Origin of the sequence: uncultured Jatrophihabitans sp. (genome assembly GCF_964246335.1) — a bacterium.
In the GTDB taxonomy this organism is placed as follows: Bacteria; Actinomycetota; Actinomycetes; order Mycobacteriales; family Jatrophihabitantaceae; genus Jatrophihabitans.
Map to the genome: position 1 here is coordinate 1 of NZ_CAXTQF010000039.1, position 20,072 is coordinate 20,072.

General features: G+C 70.6%; 17 protein-coding genes. 4 read left to right on the top strand and 13 right to left on the bottom strand.

All coding sequences use genetic code 11. The features are described from left to right. Positions 1-83: 83 nt before the first annotated feature. From ACFFCN_RS12065 to ACFFCN_RS12075, 3 genes are all read right to left on the bottom strand, one after another. Entirely contained in the window at positions 84-1,718 is a 1,635-nt protein-coding gene (locus ACFFCN_RS12065) for a Na+/H+ antiporter (protein ID WP_375491912.1), read from the bottom strand. Between the two features lie 100 nt (positions 1,719-1,818). Next, positions 1,819-2,457, bottom strand: a complete 639-nt coding sequence (locus ACFFCN_RS12070) for a response regulator (RefSeq protein ID WP_375491914.1) — start codon at positions 2,455-2,457, stop codon at positions 1,819-1,821. Further along, positions 2,454-3,653, bottom strand: a complete 1,200-nt coding sequence (locus ACFFCN_RS12075; protein ID WP_375491916.1) for a PspC domain-containing protein — start codon at positions 3,651-3,653, stop codon at positions 2,454-2,456. The genes ACFFCN_RS12070 and ACFFCN_RS12075 overlap by 4 nt, the downstream gene beginning before the upstream one ends. A gap of 124 nt (positions 3,654-3,777) precedes the next feature. Here ACFFCN_RS12075 and ACFFCN_RS12080 point away from each other — a divergent pair, with 124 nt between their 5' ends. Then, the gene (locus tag ACFFCN_RS12080) at positions 3,778-4,920 is read left to right on the top strand and encodes a PspC domain-containing protein (RefSeq protein ID WP_375491918.1); all 1,143 of its coding nucleotides are present in this window, start codon (positions 3,778-3,780) and stop codon (positions 4,918-4,920) included. Positions 4,921-4,927: 7 nt separating this feature from the next. On the opposite strand, the gene guaA is transcribed toward ACFFCN_RS12080, so the two are convergent. Then, positions 4,928-6,478, bottom strand: coding sequence for a glutamine-hydrolyzing GMP synthase (guaA, locus tag ACFFCN_RS12085; RefSeq protein ID WP_375491920.1), 1,551 nt, complete (start codon positions 6,476-6,478; stop codon positions 4,928-4,930). A 40-nt stretch (positions 6,479-6,518) separates the two neighbouring features. On the opposite strand from guaA, the gene ACFFCN_RS12090 reads away from it, so the two are divergent. Further along, positions 6,519-7,517: a magnesium transporter CorA family protein gene (locus ACFFCN_RS12090; protein ID WP_375491922.1), complete on the top strand. Its 999-nt coding sequence runs from the start codon at positions 6,519-6,521 to the stop codon at positions 7,515-7,517. Here ACFFCN_RS12090 and ACFFCN_RS12095 read toward each other — a convergent pair. The 4 genes from ACFFCN_RS12095 to guaB all read right to left on the bottom strand — a co-directional run bounded on the left by ACFFCN_RS12095 (position 7,514) and on the right by guaB (position 12,273). After that, positions 7,514-8,164, bottom strand: a complete 651-nt coding sequence (locus tag ACFFCN_RS12095) for a nucleotidyltransferase domain-containing protein (protein ID WP_375491923.1) — start codon at positions 8,162-8,164, stop codon at positions 7,514-7,516. The two genes, ACFFCN_RS12090 and ACFFCN_RS12095, sit on opposite strands and share 4 nt — an antisense overlap. A gap of 377 nt (positions 8,165-8,541) precedes the next feature. After that, positions 8,542-9,543 carry a glucose-6-phosphate dehydrogenase (coenzyme-F420) gene (gene fgd, locus ACFFCN_RS12100; RefSeq protein ID WP_375491925.1) on the bottom strand — a complete coding sequence of 334 codons (1,002 nt, stop codon included), beginning with the start codon at positions 9,541-9,543 and terminating at the stop codon, positions 8,542-8,544. A 22-nt stretch (positions 9,544-9,565) separates the two neighbouring features. Continuing rightward, positions 9,566-10,696, bottom strand: a complete 1,131-nt coding sequence (locus tag ACFFCN_RS12105) for a GuaB3 family IMP dehydrogenase-related protein (RefSeq protein ID WP_375491926.1) — start codon at positions 10,694-10,696, stop codon at positions 9,566-9,568. 29 nt (positions 10,697-10,725) lie between these two features. Then, entirely contained in the window at positions 10,726-12,273 is a 1,548-nt protein-coding gene (guaB, locus tag ACFFCN_RS12110) for an IMP dehydrogenase (protein ID WP_375491928.1), read from the bottom strand. A 125-nt stretch (positions 12,274-12,398) separates the two neighbouring features. Here guaB and ACFFCN_RS12115 point away from each other — a divergent pair, with 125 nt between their 5' ends. Next, positions 12,399-12,779 (top strand): DUF5319 domain-containing protein, encoded by a 381-nt coding sequence (locus tag ACFFCN_RS12115; protein ID WP_375491930.1) that lies wholly within the window; start codon positions 12,399-12,401, stop codon positions 12,777-12,779. Between the two features lie 188 nt (positions 12,780-12,967). Then, positions 12,968-13,258, top strand: a complete 291-nt coding sequence (locus ACFFCN_RS12120) for a WhiB family transcriptional regulator (RefSeq protein ID WP_375491962.1) — start codon at positions 12,968-12,970, stop codon at positions 13,256-13,258. A gap of 87 nt (positions 13,259-13,345) precedes the next feature. On the opposite strand, the gene groL is transcribed toward ACFFCN_RS12120, so the two are convergent. The 5 genes from groL to ACFFCN_RS12145 form a co-directional block, all read right to left on the bottom strand. Beyond that, positions 13,346-14,971 (bottom strand): chaperonin GroEL, encoded by a 1,626-nt coding sequence (gene groL, locus ACFFCN_RS12125; RefSeq protein ID WP_375491931.1) that lies wholly within the window; start codon positions 14,969-14,971, stop codon positions 13,346-13,348. A 111-nt stretch (positions 14,972-15,082) separates the two neighbouring features. After that, entirely contained in the window at positions 15,083-15,388 is a 306-nt protein-coding gene (groES, locus tag ACFFCN_RS12130; RefSeq protein WP_375491933.1) for a co-chaperone GroES, read from the bottom strand. 140 nt (positions 15,389-15,528) lie between these two features. Next, positions 15,529-16,188, bottom strand: a complete 660-nt coding sequence (locus ACFFCN_RS12135) for a DUF4232 domain-containing protein (RefSeq protein ID WP_375491935.1) — start codon at positions 16,186-16,188, stop codon at positions 15,529-15,531. Next, positions 16,185-17,054: an alpha/beta fold hydrolase gene (locus ACFFCN_RS12140; protein ID WP_375491937.1), complete on the bottom strand. Its 870-nt coding sequence runs from the start codon at positions 17,052-17,054 to the stop codon at positions 16,185-16,187. Before ACFFCN_RS12140 ends, ACFFCN_RS12135 begins: the two co-directional genes overlap by 4 nt. 29 nt (positions 17,055-17,083) lie before the next feature. After that, positions 17,084-20,053, bottom strand: a complete 2,970-nt coding sequence (locus ACFFCN_RS12145) for an alpha/beta fold hydrolase (RefSeq protein WP_375491939.1) — start codon at positions 20,051-20,053, stop codon at positions 17,084-17,086. Positions 20,054-20,072 lie beyond the last annotated feature (19 nt).

A 20,072-nucleotide genomic window follows, 5' to 3' on the forward strand; every position in this document is an offset into this window, starting at 1 on the left:
GCCGCACACCCCACCCCGGTGATCAACAGCAGAAAATGATCCCCAGGGAGCTCATGAGCTGCTGTTGATCAGCGGGAGGGCGGTCAGCCGGCGGGGCGGTCGGGCAGCATCCGCTCCTCGTTGTCCAGCTCGCGTTCGAGCACGCGCAGGCCGGCGTCCGGCAACCGGCCCGCGTCGCGCCAGCGCAGGATCTCCTCGCGCTGCGCCTCGATGACGAGCCGGCGCACCCGCAACATCGATTCGTAGCGTTGCGACACGGGAACCTCGCCCTCTTCGGCCTCGTCGAGCGACTCGAGACGCCCCTGGTAACGCTCGAGCCGGGTGTCGAGGTTGTCCCGCGCGGCCTTTACCGCGCGCTTTTCCTCGTCCGGCGTCTCGTCGTCGTGCTCCAGGTCGGTCAGCATGGCGAGGGCGGCCTGCACTGAGGCGACGCGCGCCTGGTTGCGCAGCCGCACCCGGTCCGCCTCGTTGGCCCGCAGCCCGAGCGCACGTGCAAGCGGCGCGAACGTCAGCCCCTGCCCGACGAGCGTCACCAGCACGACCATGAACGTGCAGAACAGCAGCAGGTCGCGGTCCGGGAACGGCGTGCCGGCATGCGTCGTCAGCGGCAACGTGAAGATCGCCGCGAGGCTGATCACGCCGCGCGTCCCGGACCAGCTCAGCGCCACCACCTCGCGCCCGGACAGCCGGTTACCGCGCTCGCCCGACCCGCCCAGCCGGGTGTGCAGCGAGCGCGGCAGCAGCTGGGTCAGCATCAGCCACAGCGGCCGCAGCACCAGCACGACGCCGACGGTGATCACGACCGCGACGGCGATCGTCGACGACGGATAGTGCCGCAGCCCGTGCACCACCTCGGGCAGCTGCTGGCCGATCAGCAGGAACACGAAACCCTCGAGCAGGTAGTCGATGAGCCGCCACACCGCGCTCGTCTGCAGCCGACTGGCGCCGGACGCGAACCGGGGGGCGTCGTGGCCGATGATCAGACCGGCGACGACGACGGCCAGTACGCCGGACACGTGCAGCTTCTCACCGACGAGATAGCACAGGAACGGCAGTGCCAACGAGATGGCGTTCGCGGTGAGCGGGTCGCTGACGAACGGACGCAACAGCCGGTGGATGAACGCGATGCCCGCGCCGACGACGAGGCCCCCGGCCGCGGCCAACACGAACTCGCCGACCGCGCTGCCGAAGGAGAACCCGCTGCCCACCGCTGCGGAGACCGCGACGGTCAGCGTGGTCAGCGCCGTGGCGTCGTTGAGCAGCCCCTCGCCCTGGATCAGGACGATCAACCTGCCGGGCAACCCCACCCTGCGCCCGACCGCCAGCGCGGCGACCGGATCGGGCGGCGCGACGGCCGCGCCCAGCGCGATCCCCGCCGCGAGCGTCGTCCCGGTGACGAACAGATGCATGCCGACGCCGATCACCAGGGCCGTCGCGAGCACCAGCGCGACGGACAGGCTGACGACGGTGCGCAGGTTGCGGCGGATCGCGATCAGCGACGAGTCGAGCGCTGCGCTGTAGAGCAGCGGTGGCAATACGAAGGTGAGCACGATGTGCGGGTCGAGGGTGACGTTCGGGCCGGGCAGCAGCGCGTAGCCGATGCCGACGAGGGTGAGCACCGCGGCGGCCGGCAGCCCGACGGCGTCGCAGACGCGATGGACGACGGCGATGATCGCGACGGACACCAGCGCCAACAGCAGGATCGTCTCGACGCTCATCGCCCGATTCTGCCGGACGCGCCCGCCTCATCCCGGTGATCAACAGTAGATTTCGGTCGCCCTGGCGACCGAAAGCTACTGTTGATCACCGGGAGGGGGGTCAGAGCATGCGGCGGTCGACCGCCCAACGCGCCAACTGGTGCCGGTTGGTCAGCTGCAGCTTGCGCAGCACGTTCGACGCGTGCGTCTCCACCGTCTTGATCGAGATGAACAGCTCACCGGCGATCTCCTTGTAGGCGTAGCCGCGGGCGAGCAGCCGCAACACCTCCCGCTCACGCGGCGTCAGCTGGTCGATCTCCGGGTCGATGGCGGGCGCGACGGGCGCGTCGCGGAACGCGTCCAGCACGAACCCGGCGAGCCGCGGGCTGAACACCGCGTCGCCGTCGGCCACGCGGCGCACCGCGTCGGCGAGTTCGTCGGCCGAGATCGTCTTGGTGACGTAGCCGCGGGCGCCCGCGCGGATGATCGCGATGACGTCCTCGGCGGCGTCGGATACCGAGAGCGCGAGGAACTGCGTGTCCGGCACCCGGTCGTGCACCGCCTCGAGCACGGCCAGGCCGCCGCCGTCGGGCATGTGCACGTCGAGCAGCACGACGTCCGGGCGCTGCTGGGTCACGACCGCCACCGCGTCGGCAACGGTGCCGGCATCGCCGACGACGTCGACGCGCGCGCCCAACTCGGCGCGCACGCCCGCGCGGAACATGGCGTGGTCGTCGACGAGCACGACGCGGGTGCTCATGGCTGCCCGACCCGGGCGGCGCGCGGCATGACGATGCGCACCTCGGTGCCGGCTTCGCTGCTGCGGATGTCGGCGTCGCCGCCGTGCCGTTGCATGCGCCCGACGATCGAGCCGCGCACGCCTTGCCGGTCGTCGGCCACGGCGGCCGGGTCGAAGCCGCTGCCCTTGTCCCGCACGAACACGTTCACCTCGTGATCTTCCACCTCCGCGTAGAGCGACACGTTCGTCGTGCCGGAGTGCTTCGCGGCGTTGACCAGCGCCTCGCGCGTTGCCGCCGACACCGCGGCCAGCCCGTCGTCGAGTGCGGCGTCGCCCACCACCACGACGTCGACGGACACCGCGTAACTGTCCTCGACCTCGGCGGCGGTGGTCCGCAGCGCCTCGCCGAGCTGCCCGGCGGCGGCCGGCGAGTCGTAGAGCAGCGTGCGCAGCTCACGCTCCTGCCCGCGCGCCAGCCGGGTCACCTCCCGCGGCGAGGCTGCGTTGCGCTGGATCAACGCGAGCGTCTGCAGCACCGAGTCGTGCAGGTGCGCTGCGATGTCGGCACGCTCCTGGCTGCGGATGCGTTCGGCGCGCTCATCGGACAGCGCGGTCATCGCGCGCATCCACCAGGGCCCGGTGACGAGCGCCAGCCCGATGATCGTGACGATGACCGCGAGCAGCCCGTCGCGGACCTCCGTCACGTCTTCGTGGATCAGCACGGACACCGCACCGGCGACGACGAGCACGACGCCTGCCGCCAGCCGCGCACGGCCGACGCGGTCGCCGGCGACCGCCGACAGCGACGAACGGGCCATCCGGCCCAGCCGGCTCCGCTCGGTGTCCGTGGCCTGCCGCCAGATGAGCGCGCCGCCGAGGCAGGCGAGCAGCGCCGGTCCGAATAACCGGGTCGTGGGCAATGACGAGATGGTCGAGCTGGTCACCGCGATGACGAGCAACACCGCGACGATCACCTCGGCGAGCCGGGAGAAGCGCTTGCGCGGGCCGGAGATCGGATCTTCGGGGACGACTATCCAGTACGCGCCGTACAGCGCGAAGCCGAGGCCACCCGCGAGCGCGAACGCAACGAACGCGAGCCGGACCACGGCAGGACGCACGCCGATGTGCTCGGCGATCCCCGCGGCCACCCCCGCTACCAGGCCACGGTCGTGCCGGCGGTACAGCTTGTGCCGCGGCAACGCGTCATCGGAAGGCACAACACCGATCATCGCGCGACGCATCGCCGCACGCATCAGGATTCGCCCCCAGACGAGATGTCAGGGTCCGAATCAGGGTCGCACCCCGATGCGCGATGCGGCGGCCACGAGCAGGGTGATCGCCATGACGACGACCAGCACCGCGCCGGAACCGGCCGCACAGACTCCGCCCAGCGCACCGCGTCGGCTGCGCCGCAACCGCGCCGACCGCGTCGGCGCCGGGGTGGCCGCGGGGCTCGCCGACTACTTCGGCGTCGACCCGGTGCTGTTCCGGGTGCTGTTCGCCGCGTCCGCGTTCTTCGGCGGTGCCGGCGTCATCGCCTACCTCGTGGCGTGGGCGACGATCCCGGAAGAGGGCACCGAGCACGCCGCCATCGACAGCTGGATCGGCAGGCTGCGCAGCCGTCGCGTGCCGCCGTGGGCGATCGCCGTCGGCGCCGGCCTGCTGCTGTGGATCAGCGCGTTCAGCTGGTGGGCCCCTGCACCGTTCGGGCCGGTGCTGCTCGTCGTCGTCGTGCTGTTGGTGATCTACGGTCGGCGGTCCGCGCAGTCGTCACCGGACGCGTCGACCGTCAGCCTGACCAAATCCCCGCCGCCGCGCGCGGCCGAGGCGCGGGCCCGGCTCGACGAGCGACGCGCGGCCCGTCGCGAGCGTCGCCGCCGCGCGGTCCCGGTCCGGATCACCACGCTGATCGCCGTCGTCGTCGCGCTCATCGCGCTCGCAGCCGTCGACGCGGCGCACGGCATCGCGTTGCCGCTCTACTTCGTGTTCGTCGGCGGCATCGCTGTGCTCGGCGTGCTCACCGGGTTGGCGCTGCGCCGCACGCCGTGGTCGGTGACCGGTCTGATCGTGTTGTCGCTGATCGGGCTCGCCGCGTTCGGCTCGACGAGCGCCAGCCTGCACGACGGGCTCGGGCAGCGGAACTGGGACCCGGTGTCTCGTCCTGCCGCGTCCTACCGCCTCGCCTTCGGGCAGGCCACGCTCGACCTGCGCGATCTCGACCCGCAGAACGCGCCGCGCACTGTGCACGTGACGATGGCTGCCGGCCAGCTGCGCGTGCTGGCGCCGAAGTCGCTGAACCTGACCGTGCACGCCTACGTCCGCGCCGGCAACGTCGCCGTCGACCGCCCGCTGTCCGACTTCGGCACCGACGACGGCGGCGTCGGCTACGACCGCGTCATCCACCCGCCGAAGGGCGCAAGCGGTCCGCCGATCAAGGTCATCGTGCATCTCGCCGACGGCAACGTCGACGTCCGGCGTCAGTGACGCCCGCTCACTCCCACTCGATGGTGCCGGGCGGCTTGGACGTGATGTCGACGGTGACGCGGTTGACCTCGCGCACCTCGTTCGTGATGCGCGTCGAGATGCGCTCGAGCACGTCGTAGGGCACCCGCGTCCAGTCGGCGGTCATCGCGTCCTCGCTGGACACCGGCCGCAGCACGATCGGGTGGCCGTAGGTGCGCCCGTCGCCCTGGACACCGACGGACCGGACGTCGGCGAGCAGCACCACGGGGCACTGCCAGATCTCGCGGTCCAGGCCGGCCGCGGAGAGCTCGGCGCGCGCGATCGCGTCCGCGCGGCGCAGCACCTCGAGGCGCTGGGCAGTCACCGAGCCGACGATGCGGATGCCGAGCCCCGGTCCGGGGAACGGCTGGCGCCAGACCATCTCGGTCGGCAGCCCGAGCTGCTCACCGACGCGGCGCACCTCGTCCTTGAACAATGTGCGCAGCGGCTCGACGAGCTGGAACTGCAGATCGTCGGGCAGGCCGCCGACGTTGTGGTGGCTCTTGATGTTCGCGGTGCCGGTGCCGCCGCCGGACTCGACGACGTCGGGGTAGAGCGTGCCCTGGACGAGGAACTCGACAGCCTCGCCCTCCGCCACGATCTCGCGCGCCGCCTGCTCGAAGCAGCGGATGAACTCGCGGCCGATGATCTTCCGCTTCTCCTCCGGGTCGCTGACGTCGGCGAGCGCGTCGAGGAACTGCCCTGCGGCGTCGACGACCTTGAGCTTGACGCCGGTAGCGGCCACGAAGTCGCGCTCGACCTGTTCGGCCTCGCCGGCCCGCAGCAGGCCGTGGTCGACGAACACGCAGGTGAGTTGGTCGCCCACCGCGCGCTGCACGAGAGCAGCGGCGACGGCGGAGTCGACCCCGCCGGACAGCCCGCAGACCACCCGCTTGCCGCCGACCTGCGCGCGGATCGCGTCGACCTGGTCGTCGATGATGTTGGCCTCGGTCCACGTCGGGCGGATGCCGGCGACGTCGTAGAGGAAGCTCTGAAGAATCTGCTGGCCGTGTTCGGTGTGCAGCACCTCGGGGTGGAACTGCACGCCCGCGAGCCGCCGCCCGACGTCTTCGAACGCCGCGACAGGCGTGCCCTGCGTCGCGGCGGTGACGGTGAAGCCGGGCGGCGCGACGGTCACCGCATCGCCGTGGCTCATCCAGACCCGTTGCGTCTGCGGCAGCGTGCGCAACAGCACACCGGGCTCGGTGACGGTCAGCGACGTGCGGCCGAACTCGGACCCACCGGTGTGCGCGACCTCGCCGTCGAGCGCGAGCGTCATGGACTGGAAGCCGTAGCAGATGCCGAACACCGGCACGTCCGCGTCGAACAGCGTCGGGTCGGTGCGCGGCGCACCCTCGACGTACACCGACGACGGACCGCCGGACAGGATGATCGCCGCCGGCTTGCGGGCGAGCAGTTCGGCCACCGGCGTGGTGCTCGGGACGATCTCGGAATAGACGTGCGCCTCGCGTACGCGTCGCGCGATCAGCTGCGCGTACTGGGCCCCGTAGTCGATGACGAGGACAACATCGGCTTCCACGCGATGAGTCTACGGACCGGGCTGCGTCACACTGGGCGACATGCAGAAATCGGCGGAGTGCGTCATCCGCACCCGGGTATGGCGCAACGGCAACCTCGAGGCGCAGGACTTCCCGTTCGACCGGGTCTCGGACTACCTCGAAGACGAAGACTGCCTCGTCTGGGCGGACGTGCTGCACCCCAACCAGCAGTCGCTGGCAGCGCTGGCCGACGAGCTCAGCCTCGATCCACACGCCGTCGAGGACGCGACGTCCACCGACGAGCGGCCGAAGGCGACGCGGTTCGCCACGCATCTGTTCCTGACCGCCTCGCCGGTGAACTTCGACACCGACACCGACGTGTTGCTGGCCGGTCGGGTGTCGGTGTTCAGCACGAAGCGGGCGTTCGTCACCGTGCGCCTCGACGACACTCTCGATATCGACGCGGTCGTGCGCCGCTGGGACGACTACGCCGACCTGGTCAAGAGCGGGCCGCGCGGCTTGCTGCACGGCGTGCTGGACGAGATCGTCGACCGGTACCTGGACGTCCTCGACGACTTCGACAGCGAGGTCGACGAGGTCGAGGACCTGCTCTTCGACGAGAACCCGCGCAGCCCCAACGAGGTCTCGCGCCGCACGTTCGTGCTGCGGCGTGCGCTCGTCGATGCGCGGCGGGCGATGACCCCGATGCGCGACGTCGTGGCGTCGGTGCGGCGCGGCGTCGCCAACGACGAGAACGTCAGCGAGCTGTGGCCGTTCTACGACGACCTCAACGATCACGTCATGCACGTCGCGGAGACCATCGAGGTGCTGCGCGACTCGATCTCGTCGGTGTTCGACACGTCCATGTCGCTCGCGGACACCCGGATGAACACGGTGATGAAGAAGCTGACGTCGTGGGCGGCGATCATCGCGGTGCCGACCGCCATCACCGGTTTCTACGGGCAGAACGTGCCGTACCCGGGGTTCGGCCACGTGTGGGGTTTCTGGGTCAGCATCGTGCTGATCGTCCTTATCGGCCTCGCGCTCTACGGCTCGTTCCGCAAACGCGATTGGCTCTAGTCGGCGGGTAGCTCACCACTGCGCGCGAGCTCGCGAGCCTGCAGGAACTGGTACTCGACCCACGACGACGAGCCGTACACGCACTGGCCGTTCCACCGCACCGTAAGGAGCAGCTCGTCGTCGGTGCGGCGGGCTGCCTCGCCGTCGGCCATGGTCGCGATGTTGGCGCGGTTGCCCGTCCAGGCGCGGATGTTCTGGGCGAGAACGTCGATCTGTTCGTCCAGTTCACGCTGGATGCCGTCCGCGTACGCGATGAACAGGTTGATCTCGTCCTGGGGCCGCATGGCGTCGGAGACGGTTGACCCGAACAGTGCGGCGTAGGCCGGCGGGGTCTGCCACTTCGCGAACTCGATGGCCAGGCACTCAACGAACCGTTCGCGCTGACTGGCAAGCTCGACGATCGCTGCCGTGGCCAGGTGCTCGCGATTGAGGACGTAGGCGTGCGTGTTGCCGGAGCGTCGGGATTGGACGACGCCCTGCTCTTCCAGCCGCTTCAGGCTTCGCCGGATCCCTTCCACCGAGTGCCGTTTGAGGTAGTACTGGAGCTGGCCCGCCGTCGAGCGCACCGCTCGTCGATGCGCCATCGCCGTCAGCACGTCGCCGTCGACGGACGACGTGATGACTGCCAATGGCCGGTCGAGCTGCACCGCGTTTTCCCCTCGGATCGAGCAACGTTCCTGCGCTGTGCCGACGATAGGGCCGGGCGGCGGGCTGTGGTGGGGGCTGTGGACAACCCCTTCGGCTCGGGCGATCGACCGGTCGACTGCTCGCCCAGCGCGCACCGGTATAGGGCTCTCCGGAGAAACGCGCATCATGTGTCGCTACAGCGACGGATAGTTGGTGAAAGGCAGCGCGACGCCAACTATTTACCAGGCCGGTGACAAATATTTGGCGTTTGCGAGAGGAGCCCTATAGGCGCGCCGGCCCTCAACTTCAGGTCACCTCGGCCCGGCGGCGCGGGTGGTGGCCCGCTGCTGCGGGTGCTGGCCGGTGGCGCGGGCGCCGGGCGTCGGGCGTCGGTGGGTCAGAGCTTGCGCAGGCGCGGGAGGATCTCCTCGCCGTACAGCTTGAGGAACGTGGCCTGATCCGGGCCCGGCGCGTGGAAGACGAGGTGGGTGAAGCCGAGGTCGACGTAACGCTTGATGGATTCGACATGCTCGTCCGGGTCGGTGGAGACGATGAACCGCTTCGCGGTCTGCTCGACGGAGAGCTCGTCGGCGAGGCGCTGCATCTCGACCGGGTCCTCGACGCCGGACTTCTGCTCGGCGGACAACCCCAGGGCGCCCCAGAACTGCGTGGCGTGCATGGCCGCGTCGCGGTCGTGGTCGAAGGAGACCTTGACCTCGATCATCATCTCGATGTCCTTGATCGACCGGCCGGCCTTGTCCGCGCCCTCGGCGATCGCGGGCATCAACGTGTCGGTGTAGAGCTCCGGGTCCTTGCCGGACGTGGTGATCCAGCCGTCGCCCTGCCGGCCGGCGAAGCGGGTGGCGGCGGGGCCGGACGACGCGAGCCAGATCGGCACCTCGTGCTCGGGCTTGTCGTAGATCGTCGCGTTCACGGTCTGGTAGTAATCGCCCTCGAACGTGACCCGTTCGCCGGACCACAGCTCGCGGATGAGCTTGACCGCCTCGCGGAAACGCGCGAAACGCTCCTTGCCGTCCGGCCATTCGACGCCGAGCGGCACCTCGTTCATCGACTCGCCGCTGCCGAGGCCGAGCACCACCCGTTCCGGATACAGACAACCGAGCGTCGCGAACGCCTGCGCAACGATCGCCGGGTGGTAGCGGAAGGTCGGTGTCAGCACCGACGTGCCCATTGTGATGCGCGAGGTCTTCGCGCCGAGCGCGCCGAGCCAGCTCATCGCGAACGGCGCGTGCCCGCCGTCGTGTCGCCAGGGCTGCAGGTGGTCGCTGACGAACACCGAGTCAAAGCCGCACTCCTCGGCCAGCACGCCGTAGTCGAGCAACTCCCGCGGGCCGAACTGCTCGTTGGACGCCTTGTAACCGAACTTCAGGTCGCTCACGGCTCCAACGTACTGCGGGTTGTCAGCGCGCGGCCGTCACGACCAGTTCGGCCTTCTGGAACTCCTTGACCGACGAGTACCCGCACTTGCCCATCACGCGGCGCACGGCACCGAACAGGTTGCGCTCACCGGTCGGGTCGTCGGTCGGGCCGACAAGCACTTCCTCCAGTGACGGCCGCTCACCGGTTCCCCGATCAAGAGCGTCGTCGAAGGACACGACGGCCGACCGCGGCACGCGCGGGTGCGCGGCTGTGGCATCCCAGTAGTGGCCGCCGCCCGGCGCCTGCGCGGCCGCGGCGAGTGGCTCGCCCAGCATCACCGCGTCGGCGCCGCACGCGAGTGCCTTGGCGATGTCACCGCCCGTCGACAGGTCGCCGTACGCGACGAGGTGCACGTAGCGCCCGCCCGTCTCGTCGAGGTAGTCGCGACGCGCGGCGGCCGCGTCGATCAGTGCCGTGGCCATCGGCACGTCGATGCCCAGTACGGAGTGCGTTGTCGAGCCCAGGTGCGCGCCGTACCCGATGATCACGCCGGCTGCACCGGTGCGCATGAGATGCAGCGCCGTCTGGTAGTTCGTCACGCCGCCGACGAGCACCGGGACGTCCAGGTCGGCGATGAACGTCTTGAGGTTCAGGCCGGGCTGGTCCTCGCTGCGCACGTGCTCCGCGGAGATGACGGTGCCCTGCAGCACCAGCAGGTCGACGCCTTCGGCAAGCACGTGCGGCGCGAGCTCGTCGGTGTGCTGCGGCGACAACCGGACGGCGACGCGCACCCCGCAGGACCGCAGCCCCGCGATGCGCGAACGCAGCAGCTCCGGCGACACCGGCCTGGCGTAGATCTGCTGCAGCGTGCGCGTGTCGCCGTCGAACTTCGCGAGCTCGGCGGCGGGGTCGTCGTAGCGCGCCCACAGCCCCTCGCCGTCGAGCACGGCCAGCCCACCGAGGCGCTCGACCTCGACGGCGGTGTCCGGCGACACGACGGCGTCCGACGGCGCGGCGACCAGCGGCAGCTCGAAGGCGTGCGCGTCGATCTGCCACTGCGTCGACACCACCGCCGCGTCACGCGTACGCCGCGTGGGCACGAGCGCGATCTCGTCGAGGTAATACGCACGGCGGGCGCTGCGGCCCAGACCGATCTCCACGGTGTCCGGCATGGCATCGAGTCTGCCGTACCGGCCCTGGCTCAGCCGAAGTAGTTCGGCGACTCCGCGACACCTTGGATGTCGTGCGGGTGCGACTCCTTGAGGCTGGCCTGGGTGATGCGCACGAACCGTCCACGTTCGCAAAGCTCGGGCAGCGTGCGTGCGCCGACGTAGAACATCGACTGCCGCAGCCCGCCGACCAGCTGGTGCGCGACGGCGGCCAACGGGCCGCGGTAGGCCACCCGGCCCTCGATGCCCTCGGGCACCAGCTCGTCGTCGCTCGCGATCTCGGCCTGGAAGTAGCGGTCCTTCGAATAGGACTTCTTCCCGCGCGAACTCATCGCGCCCAGCGACCCCATGCCGCGGTAGGACTTGTACTGCTTGCCGCTGACGAAGATCAGTTCACCGGGCGACTCGTCGCACCCGGCGAGCAGCGAACCGACCATGACGGTGTCGGCGCCGGCGACGATGGCCTTGGCGATGTCCCCGGACTGTTGCAGGCCGCCGTCGGCGATCACCGGCACACCGGCCGCCTTGCACGCCTGCGCCGCCTCGTAGACGGCGGTGATCTGCGGCGCGCCCACCCCGGTGACGACGCGTGTGGTGCAGATGGATCCGGGCCCTACGCCGACCTTGACCGCGTCGGCGCCGGCGTCGACGAACGCCTGGGCGCCGGCGCGGGTGGCGACGTTGCCGCCGATCACCTGCACGTGCGCGGTGGCCGGGTCGGACTTGAGCCGGCGCACCATGTCCAGCAGCAGGCCGACGTGGCCGTGCGCGGTGTCGGCGACGAGCACGTCCGCGCCCGCCTCGACGAGTGTCGTGGCGCGCCGCCACGCGTCGCCGAAGTAGCCGATGGCCGCGCCGACCAGCAGCCGCTTCTGCACGTCCTTGGACGCGAGCGGGAACTGCTCGGACTTCACGAAGTCCTTCACGGTGATCAGCCCGGCAAGGCGGCCGGCGTCGTCGACGAGCGGCAGGCGCTCGCGCTTGTGCTTGCGCAGGATCGTCGTCGCGTCGTCGTGACTGATGCCGACCGGTGCGGTGATCAGCGGCATCGGCGTCATGACCTCGTCGACCTTGGTGGTCGACCACTGCGCCACCGGCACGAAACGCAGGTCGCGGTTGGTGATGATGCCCAGCAGCCGTTGGTCGGTGTCGACGACCGGCAGCCCGGAGATGCGGTACTCACCGCACACCTCGTCGAGTTGTTCGAGGGTGGCGTCCGGTCCGATGGTCACGGGGTTGGGGATGATGCCCGTCTGCGTGCGCTTGACGAGGTCGACCTGACGCGCCTGGTCCTCGATCGACAGGTTGCGGTGCAGGACGCCGATGCCGCCCTGGCGGGCCATCGCGATCGCCATCCGCGCCTCGGTGACGGTGTCCATGGCCGCCGACAGCAGCGGCACGGCGACCGTGAGTTCCCGGGTCAACCGCGCCGTGGTGTCGATGTCGGCCGGAACGAGATAATCCGAATCGCCGGGCAGCAGCAGCACATCGTCGTAGGTGAGTCCGAGGGCGGCGAACTTGGCCGGGACCTCGGCAGTGTCGGATTCTGTGGCGGGTTGACCGCCGAGACGCTCCTGCAACGGGACTCCTCGCGCCTTTGCCGGTCCAGCGATCGTACCTGGGGCGACGGATGCGGCGTCGGGGGTTGGCGCAAGCGTCGCAAGGGTCCTATTTTGGGTGGCGTGACTGGTGCGACGGGGACTCGATGAATCTCGACGACGGCCCGTTGGACCCCTTCGTCGGCGATCCGGACGATCCGTCCCGGCTGCTGGACGACGCGGAGCCCGCCCAGCCGCTCACCGACGTCGAACGCACGGACGTGCTGGCCGACCTCGCCGAGCTCGCCGAGTTCCGCGACAGCCTGCAGCCGCACGGCATCGAGGGCATCGTCGTCGACTGCGGCGACTGCGGCGAGCAGCACTACTTCAGCTGGGACCTCATGGCCTCGAATCTGCGCGCGCTGCTCGGCGACGGCCGCACGCACGTGCACGAGCCCGCGGCCGCGCCCGACCCCGAGGCCTACGTCAGCTGGGACTACGCCCGCGGCTACACCGACGCGGTCTACACGCTCTCCAAGCGCCACTGAGCGCCCGGCCCGGCGTTCCCCGGGCCTGATCGAGGTGCGCGGGCGCCCGGAAACCGCCGATTTGCGGTGACCCGGGATCGCGAGTATCAGGTCACACCGTAACGGCCGTCACCTTTGCGCCGCTGAATCTTTAAACCTTGTACACGATCGCCGAACCGGCGGCGATCCGCATGGTTCGGAGGATTACTGTGGCGGAGGTCCGACGTCTGCCCGAGCCGCGTGTCGGCGACTGGGACTGGCAGGCCCGCGCCGCATGCCGCGGGAGCGATACCGCGAACTTCTATCACCCGGAGAACGAGCGCGGCCCGTCGCGCGCTCGCCGCGAGCGCCAGGCCAAGTCGATCTGCTCGCGCTGTCCGGTGATCGACAACTGCCTGCGCTGGGCGCTCGCCGCGCGCGAGCCGTACGGCGTGTGGGGCGGGCGGTCGGTCGATGAACGGGAGATGCTGCTCAGCGGTGCGCATTCGCTGACCGGCTGAGGGGCCGGTCAGCGGCATACACAGGGCAACGACGAGGCCCCGCGACCTGTTCGGTCGCGGGGCCTCGTCGTGTCGTGCGTCAGCCGGTCAGTGGCTGTGCCCGTGACCGTGACCGTGGCCGTCGGCAGCCGGCTCGTCGTCGGCCGGGGCGTCGACCACCGCGCTCTGCGTCGTCAGCACCAGTGCGGCCACCGACGCTGCGTTCGCGAGCGCGGCCTTGGTGACCTTGACCGGGTCGACGACGCCGTCGGCCAGCAGGTCGCCGTACTCGCCGGTGGCCGCGTTCAGGCCGTGGTTGTCGGGCAGATCGCGCACCTTCGCGACCACGACGTAACCCTCGCTGCCGGCGTTCGTGGCGATCCAGCGCAGCGGCTCGACCAGCCCGGTACGCACCGCGCCGACGCCGGTGGCCTCGTCGCCGTGCAGGCCCAGATCGCCGTCCAGCGCGGTGGCCGCGTGCACGAGGGCGGAGCCACCGCCGGCGATGATGCCCTCCTCGACGGCAGCGCGGGTGGCCGAGATGGCGTCCTCGATGCGGTGCTTGCGCTCCTTCATCTCGACCTCGGTGGCCGCGCCGACCTTGATGACGCCGACGCCGCCGGCCAGCTTGGCCAGCCGCTCCTGCAGCTTCTCGCGGTCCCAGTCGGAGTCGGTGTCCTCGATCTCCTTGCGGATCTGCGCGACCCGGGCGTCAATGTCGCCCTGCGCCGCAGCACCGTGCGTGACCGTCGTGGTGTCCTTCGTGACGGTGACGTGCCCCGCCGTGCCCAGCGACTCCAGCGTGACCTGGTCGAGCTTGAGGCCGACCTCGGGGGCGATGACCTCGGCCCCGGTGACGATCGCGAGGTCCTGCAGGAACGCCTTGCGGCGGTCGCCGAAGAACGGCGCCTTGACCGCCACGGCCTGGAAGGTCTTGCGTATCGAGTTCACGACGAGGGTCGACAGCGCCTCGCCGTCGACGTCCTCGGCGATGACGACGAGCGGCTTGCCCGACTGCGCGACCTTCTCCAGCACCGGCAGCAGGTCGGCCACGGCCGAGATCTTCTGCGTGGTGATGAGCAGGTACGGGTCGTCGAAGCTCGTCTCGCCGGCCTCGGGGTCGGTGACGAAGTACGGGCTGATGTAGCCCTTGTCGAACTGCATGCCCTCGGTGAACTCGAGCTCGGTGCTCATCGTCTGGGCTTCCTCGACGGTGATGACGCCGTCCTTGCCGACCTTGGTGAACGCCTCGGCGATGAGCTTGCCGATGGTGGCGTCCTGGGCGGAGATGGTGGCGACGTGGGCGACCTCCTGCTCGCCGTTGACCGGCTGGGCCGCCTTGTCCAGCGCCTCGGTCACCGCGACGACGGCGGCGTCGATGCCGCGCTTGAGCGCGATCGGGTTGGCGCCGGCCGCGACGTTCTTCAGCCCGGCGTTGACCAGGGCCTGGGCGAGGACGGTGGCCGTGGTGGTGCCGTCGCCGGCGATGTCGTTGGTCTTGGTGGCGACGGACTTGGCGAGCTGGGCGCCGAGGTTCTCATACGGGTCGTCGAGCTCGATGTCGCGCGCGATGGTGACGCCGTCGTTGGTGATGGTGGGGGCGCCGAAGGACTTCGAGAGCACCACGTTGCGGCCCTTGGGGCCGAGCGTGACCTTGACGGCGTTCGCCAGCTTGTCGACGCCGCGCTCGAGTGCGCGCCGGGCGTCCTCGTCGAAGCTGAGGGTCTTGGCCATGACTGTTCCTTCCTGTCTGTGCGTACGGGGGCAGGCAGACGCCGAACGCCCCGGTCGCTGACCCGCGTGGGGCCGGGCCGGGGCGTCTCGGTGGCGGCTGGCTGAGCCGGCCTACTTCTCGATGACGGCCAGGACGTCGCGGGCCGAGAGCACGAGGTACTCCTCGCCGGCGTACTTGACCTCGGTGCCGCCGTACTTGCTGTACAGGACGACGTCGCCGACGGCGACGTCGAGCGGGACGCGGTTGCCGTTGTCGTCGACACGGCCCGGACCGACGGCCAGGACGGTGCCCTCCTGGGGCTTCTCCTTGGCGGTGTCCGGAATGACGATGCCCGAGGCGGTGGTGGTCTCGGCCTCGTTGGCCTGCACGACGATGCGGTCCTCGAGCGGCTTGATGCTGACCTTGGTGGCGGTCACGGTGGATTCCCCTTTGCCTGTGTGTCTTTCGGTGGAGCTGATAGAGGGGCGGCTGCCGTCGCGGGGTTCAACCTGACCCTGATTGGCACTCTAACGCGGTGAGTGCCAGGTGTCGATGTCGGGGTGCGCGCTCGCGGTGCTCAGCCGTAGTTCCCAGTGGTGCCGGGCACCGTCGGGTGGATCTCCAGATTGCATATGGTGGCCGTCTTCGTCAGCGTCACACTGCGAGTGGTGTTGGCGGCGGTGACCGCGATCCGGCTCGCCGTCGGGCAATTGCCGCTCGGGTGCGCGCTGTCGAGGAAGGTGAACTCGACGCGCGCGGACGCCGAGTGGCCGGGGCGCACCCTGACGGTGGGCAGCCCGTGCCTGCTGCCGCCCATGAAGCCGGACAGGGTGCGCTTGGCGTGCACCGGCGCGTGCCCGGAGCGCAGTGCGTCGAAGCCCGGATACCCGTACAGGGTGCAGGTGCGGGAGGAGGTGTTGCGGAACAGCAGCGCGTATCCGTCGTGCCCGGTGGCGCCGTCCGCCGGACCCGCGGAGATCGCGAGCTGACCGTTCGCGCAGCCGGCGCTCGCTGCACCCACCGACGAGCGGGGCGTCGAGCTGGGCGTGCTGGGCGGCGCGGAACTCGACGGCGCCGAGCTGCTGGGTGTCGCTGTCTGCGTCACGGTCGTCGATGCGGTGCTCGGCGGCGCGGCCGACGACGCGGATGATCCGCCGCTGCTGGCCGAACACCCGGCGAGCGCAAGTCCGAGCGCGGCGAGCACGGCAGCGACCGTGGTCCGCAGCGGCCTGCTCACAGTGTCACCGCGAGTTCGTCGAGCATGCGGTCCATGGCGCCGACCAAGAGCGAGAGGTGACCTTCGCCGGGCATCAGGTGCACCGTGGCGCCGGGGACGCGTTGCGCCAGCCACTGGCCGTGGGCGAACGGCACCATCAGGTCGGCGTCGCCCTGCCACAGGAAAACCGGCACCGCTATGTCGCCGAGCTCGAAACCCCACGGCTTGCAGAACGCCAGGTCGTCGTCGACCCAGCCGTCGACGCCGGTACGCACCGACTCCCGGAAGCCGGCGGCGAGGTCCTCGCCGTACTCGTCGGTGACCACCGCGACGTCGACCGGCGGCAGCAGCGTGCTCATGCCCTCGACGAGCGCTGCTGCGTCCGCGTCCCGCAGGCCGTTCGCCTGGCGCTCGAGCCACGGCCGTAATTCGGCCTCGCCGGCCAGCGCCAGACCGAACTCCTCGATGTTGTCCTCGCCCATGCCGGCGAGAAAGTCGAGGTCGGCGACGCCGTACGGCCCGACGCCGGCGACGACCAGCACACCGGCCACGCGGTCGGCGAGGCGGGCGCCTGTGGCCAGCGCGTGCGGGCCGCCGCCGGACCAGCCGCCGACGAGACAGCGGTCGGCGCCGAGCGAGTCCAGGACGGCCGCGACGTCGTCGGTCACGTCGGCGACGGTGCGCCCGGCACGACGGTCGGACGCGCCGTAGCCGGCCCGCGAGTAGGTGACCAGCCGTAACCCACGCTCGTGCACGGCGCGGGCCATCGCGCGCCGCTGGTGCACCGAGCCGGGCGTGCCGTGGTGGAAGAGCACCACCGGTGCGCCGTCGGGTCCGGAGACTTCGATGTCGAGCGCACGTCCGTCGGGCAGCGTCAGGAGCGTCACCGGGCGAGCCTATTGCGGGTGCGTCCGGATCACGGCGTGCTCGCCTCGTAGCGGCCCGTGTCGGCGTTCAGCCGCCACACATGCCGGGTGCGGGTCGGCTTCGGCACGCCCTTGGCCTGGAGCGGGCGCCACTGCGGGCGGTGCCACGTCGTCAGCGGGATGGACGGCAGGGCCTGCACGTACTTCGGTCGCTGCAACGCGGGCAGTCGGCGCAGTGCCTTGTCGAGGTCGTCCGCCGTGAGCTCGGCGTCCTTGCGCACCGTCACCGCGGCGACCAGCACCTCGGCGTCGCCCTCCGGCACGCCGTACGCCACGATCAGGTCCAGGACCGAGATCGAGCTGAGCGCGAACCGGGCGCCGGACGGCAGCACCTCACCGTCGGCGGTGTCGATGACCTCGGCGACCGGGCCGGCGAGCCAGAGGTCGCCGTTCTCGTCGCGCAGGAACAGGTCGTCGCTGGAGCGCCACGCGTCGTCGCTCGCGAATACGCCGCGCAACGCCGCACCGGAGTGCGCGTCGGCCGCGCTCGCGCGCACGAGCAGCAGGCCCACCTCGTCCGGCGCGCACTCGCGGCCGAGGCCGTCCGCGCCGATCTCGAGCCGGTGTTCAGTGAAGTCGTAGGCGGCGACGCGCACCTCGGGCGTGCCGGGCAGCGACTTGCCCATCGAGCCCGTCGCGCGGCCGGACAGGTTGGCGAGGATCGCCTCGCCCTGGGCCGAGGCGTAGAACTCGACGACCTTCGCCGTGGGGAACCGCTGGTCCACGCGCCGCCACAGGTTCCGCGGCATGCCCGAACCGATGAACATCTTGATCGGGTGGTAGCGCTCGTTGGGGTTCGCCGGCGCGTCGACGACCGGCAGCAACGAGGCCCAGGTGTAGGACACGTGCGTGGCGCCGTAGCGGCGCACCTCCTCCCAGAACGTGTCGGGGTCGTCCGCGGAGGCCATGGCGAACCGCGCGCCGCCGGCGATGGCGCCGCCGACACTCATCAACAGCGACGACGAGTGGTAGAACGGCGTAACGCTGTACACGGTGTGGCCCGGGTTCAGCGACGCTGCCGACGCCGTGCCGAGCGCCGACAGCGCCCAGCGCCGGTTCGTGATCGTCAGTGCGTTGGTGGACCGTCCCTCGCCGGTAAACAGCACGAACGCGACGTCGGCCGCCCGATGCGGGTTCGGCCGGTACCAGGCCGGCAGCTCGACGTTGTCGATGTCGATCGACTCCATGTCGATCGCGTCCGGATGGGCCTTGCGCCACTGCTGCGCATCTTTGCTGCCGGCACCGAGCACCGCCCAGCGCACGTCCGGCACCGAGTCGATCAGGTCGACGTGTTCCGGGTCGGAGATCATCCAGTTCATCTCGGCGAGAGCGGCCTCGCGCGGCGCGTCGCCGTCCGGTCGCAGCAGCACGGCCGTGGCGCCGATGCGGCTGAGCGCGGCGACGAGCACGAACGCGCTCGGCCGGGTGCCCATCAGCATGCCGACGCGGTCGCCCTGCCGGACACCGACGTGCACCAGGCCCTTGACGACATTGTCGACGCGTTCCTTGACATCCCAGTGCCGGTGGGCTCGGTCGCCGAAGAGGAACGCGACGTTGTCCGGCGAGCGCCGGGCCTGCTCGTCGAGCAGCCGGCCGAGCGAGATGCGGGTGTTCGGGTCGAGCTGCTCGATGCGCGCGAGCCGGGGCAGTTGCGCCGGCGCCTCCCGTGCGACGTTGCGGACCAGCCGGGACGCGCGGCGCGCGTTGCTCAACACCGAACGGCTGACGCCCAGCCCGAGTTCGACGGTCTGCGCGGCCGCGGTGGCCGCGGCGCCTGCGCGGTGCGGCTTCTGCGGCTCGATCGTGCTGGCCAGCGCGATGGTGTCCGGCAGCTGCGCCGCGCCGGCCCGCCACGCCATCCAGTCGGCGACCGTCGGCCAGGTGATCGTCATGGCCTTCGAGCCGACGACCAGGCCGAAGTGGCCGCCCGGCAACGTGACCTCGTAGACCGTCGCGCGCGGCGCGGCGCGGTCGATCGCGCGCACCGCGACCGGATGGCCCAGCGTGTCGGTCGTGCCGACGAAGGTCAGGATCGGCAGGTCGATGTCGGCCAGCGTCACCAGCCGCTCGTCGATGATGAAGCCGCCCTCGAGCATCCGGTTGTGCGTGACGAACTGCTCGAGCAGCTCGGCGATGGCCGGCCCGGAGTAGGCCGTCCACCCCTCGGAGTCCAGGAAGCGGCGTTGCTTCTCGCGCGGCAGCAACGCGTCGCGGTCGTTGAGCGCGAGCAGGAACTTGGCGCGGTCCTGCACCGAACGCGCGGGGTCGAGCATCTTGAAACCGAGCCGGACGAACCAGCTGGGCACGGTGATCTTGCGCAGCAGGCCGCTGTCCACGAGCTCTGACGAGAGTCGCGCGGCGACGTCGGGCGCGATCGGGATCGGCAGCGGCGCCGTCGTGTCCACCGGCGAGCCGAACGTGACCAGGGAGTCGATGCCGTCGCCGCGGCGGTAGGCCGCGACCTGGTAGGCGAACATGCCGCCCTGCGAATATCCGCTGAGCACCACCGAGCGCCCGGTCGCCTTCACGATGCGGTCGACGGCGTCGCTGACGGCCAGTACGTGGTCGGTGAGGTTGCGCTCGCGGCCACCGGCCTCCACGTCCGGGTCACCGAAGTCGACGACCCACGGGTCGGCGCCCGCGGCGTGCATGGCCGCGACGCCCGACGTGTCGGGCGAGACGTCCCACACCTCGGTGGACATCATCAGCGGCGGGACGAGCAGGATCGGCATGGCGTCGTCGGGGACGTCGTCAGCGAAGTAGTGGCGCAGTCGGTAGTTGGCGAGCTCGGCCTCGACGGTGTACGGCGAGTACTCCTCGTTCGTCTCCAGGCCGCCGAAGCGCACGACCTCGGCCACGTTGCGCGCGGTGTGCTGAACCCGTTTCGCGTACCGCGCCGCGGCGCGCGGCACGCCCGTCACGCCGGCCGCCTGTTGCTTGCCGTTCCCCGATTTCGCCACCGTTGCACTGTGCTGGCGT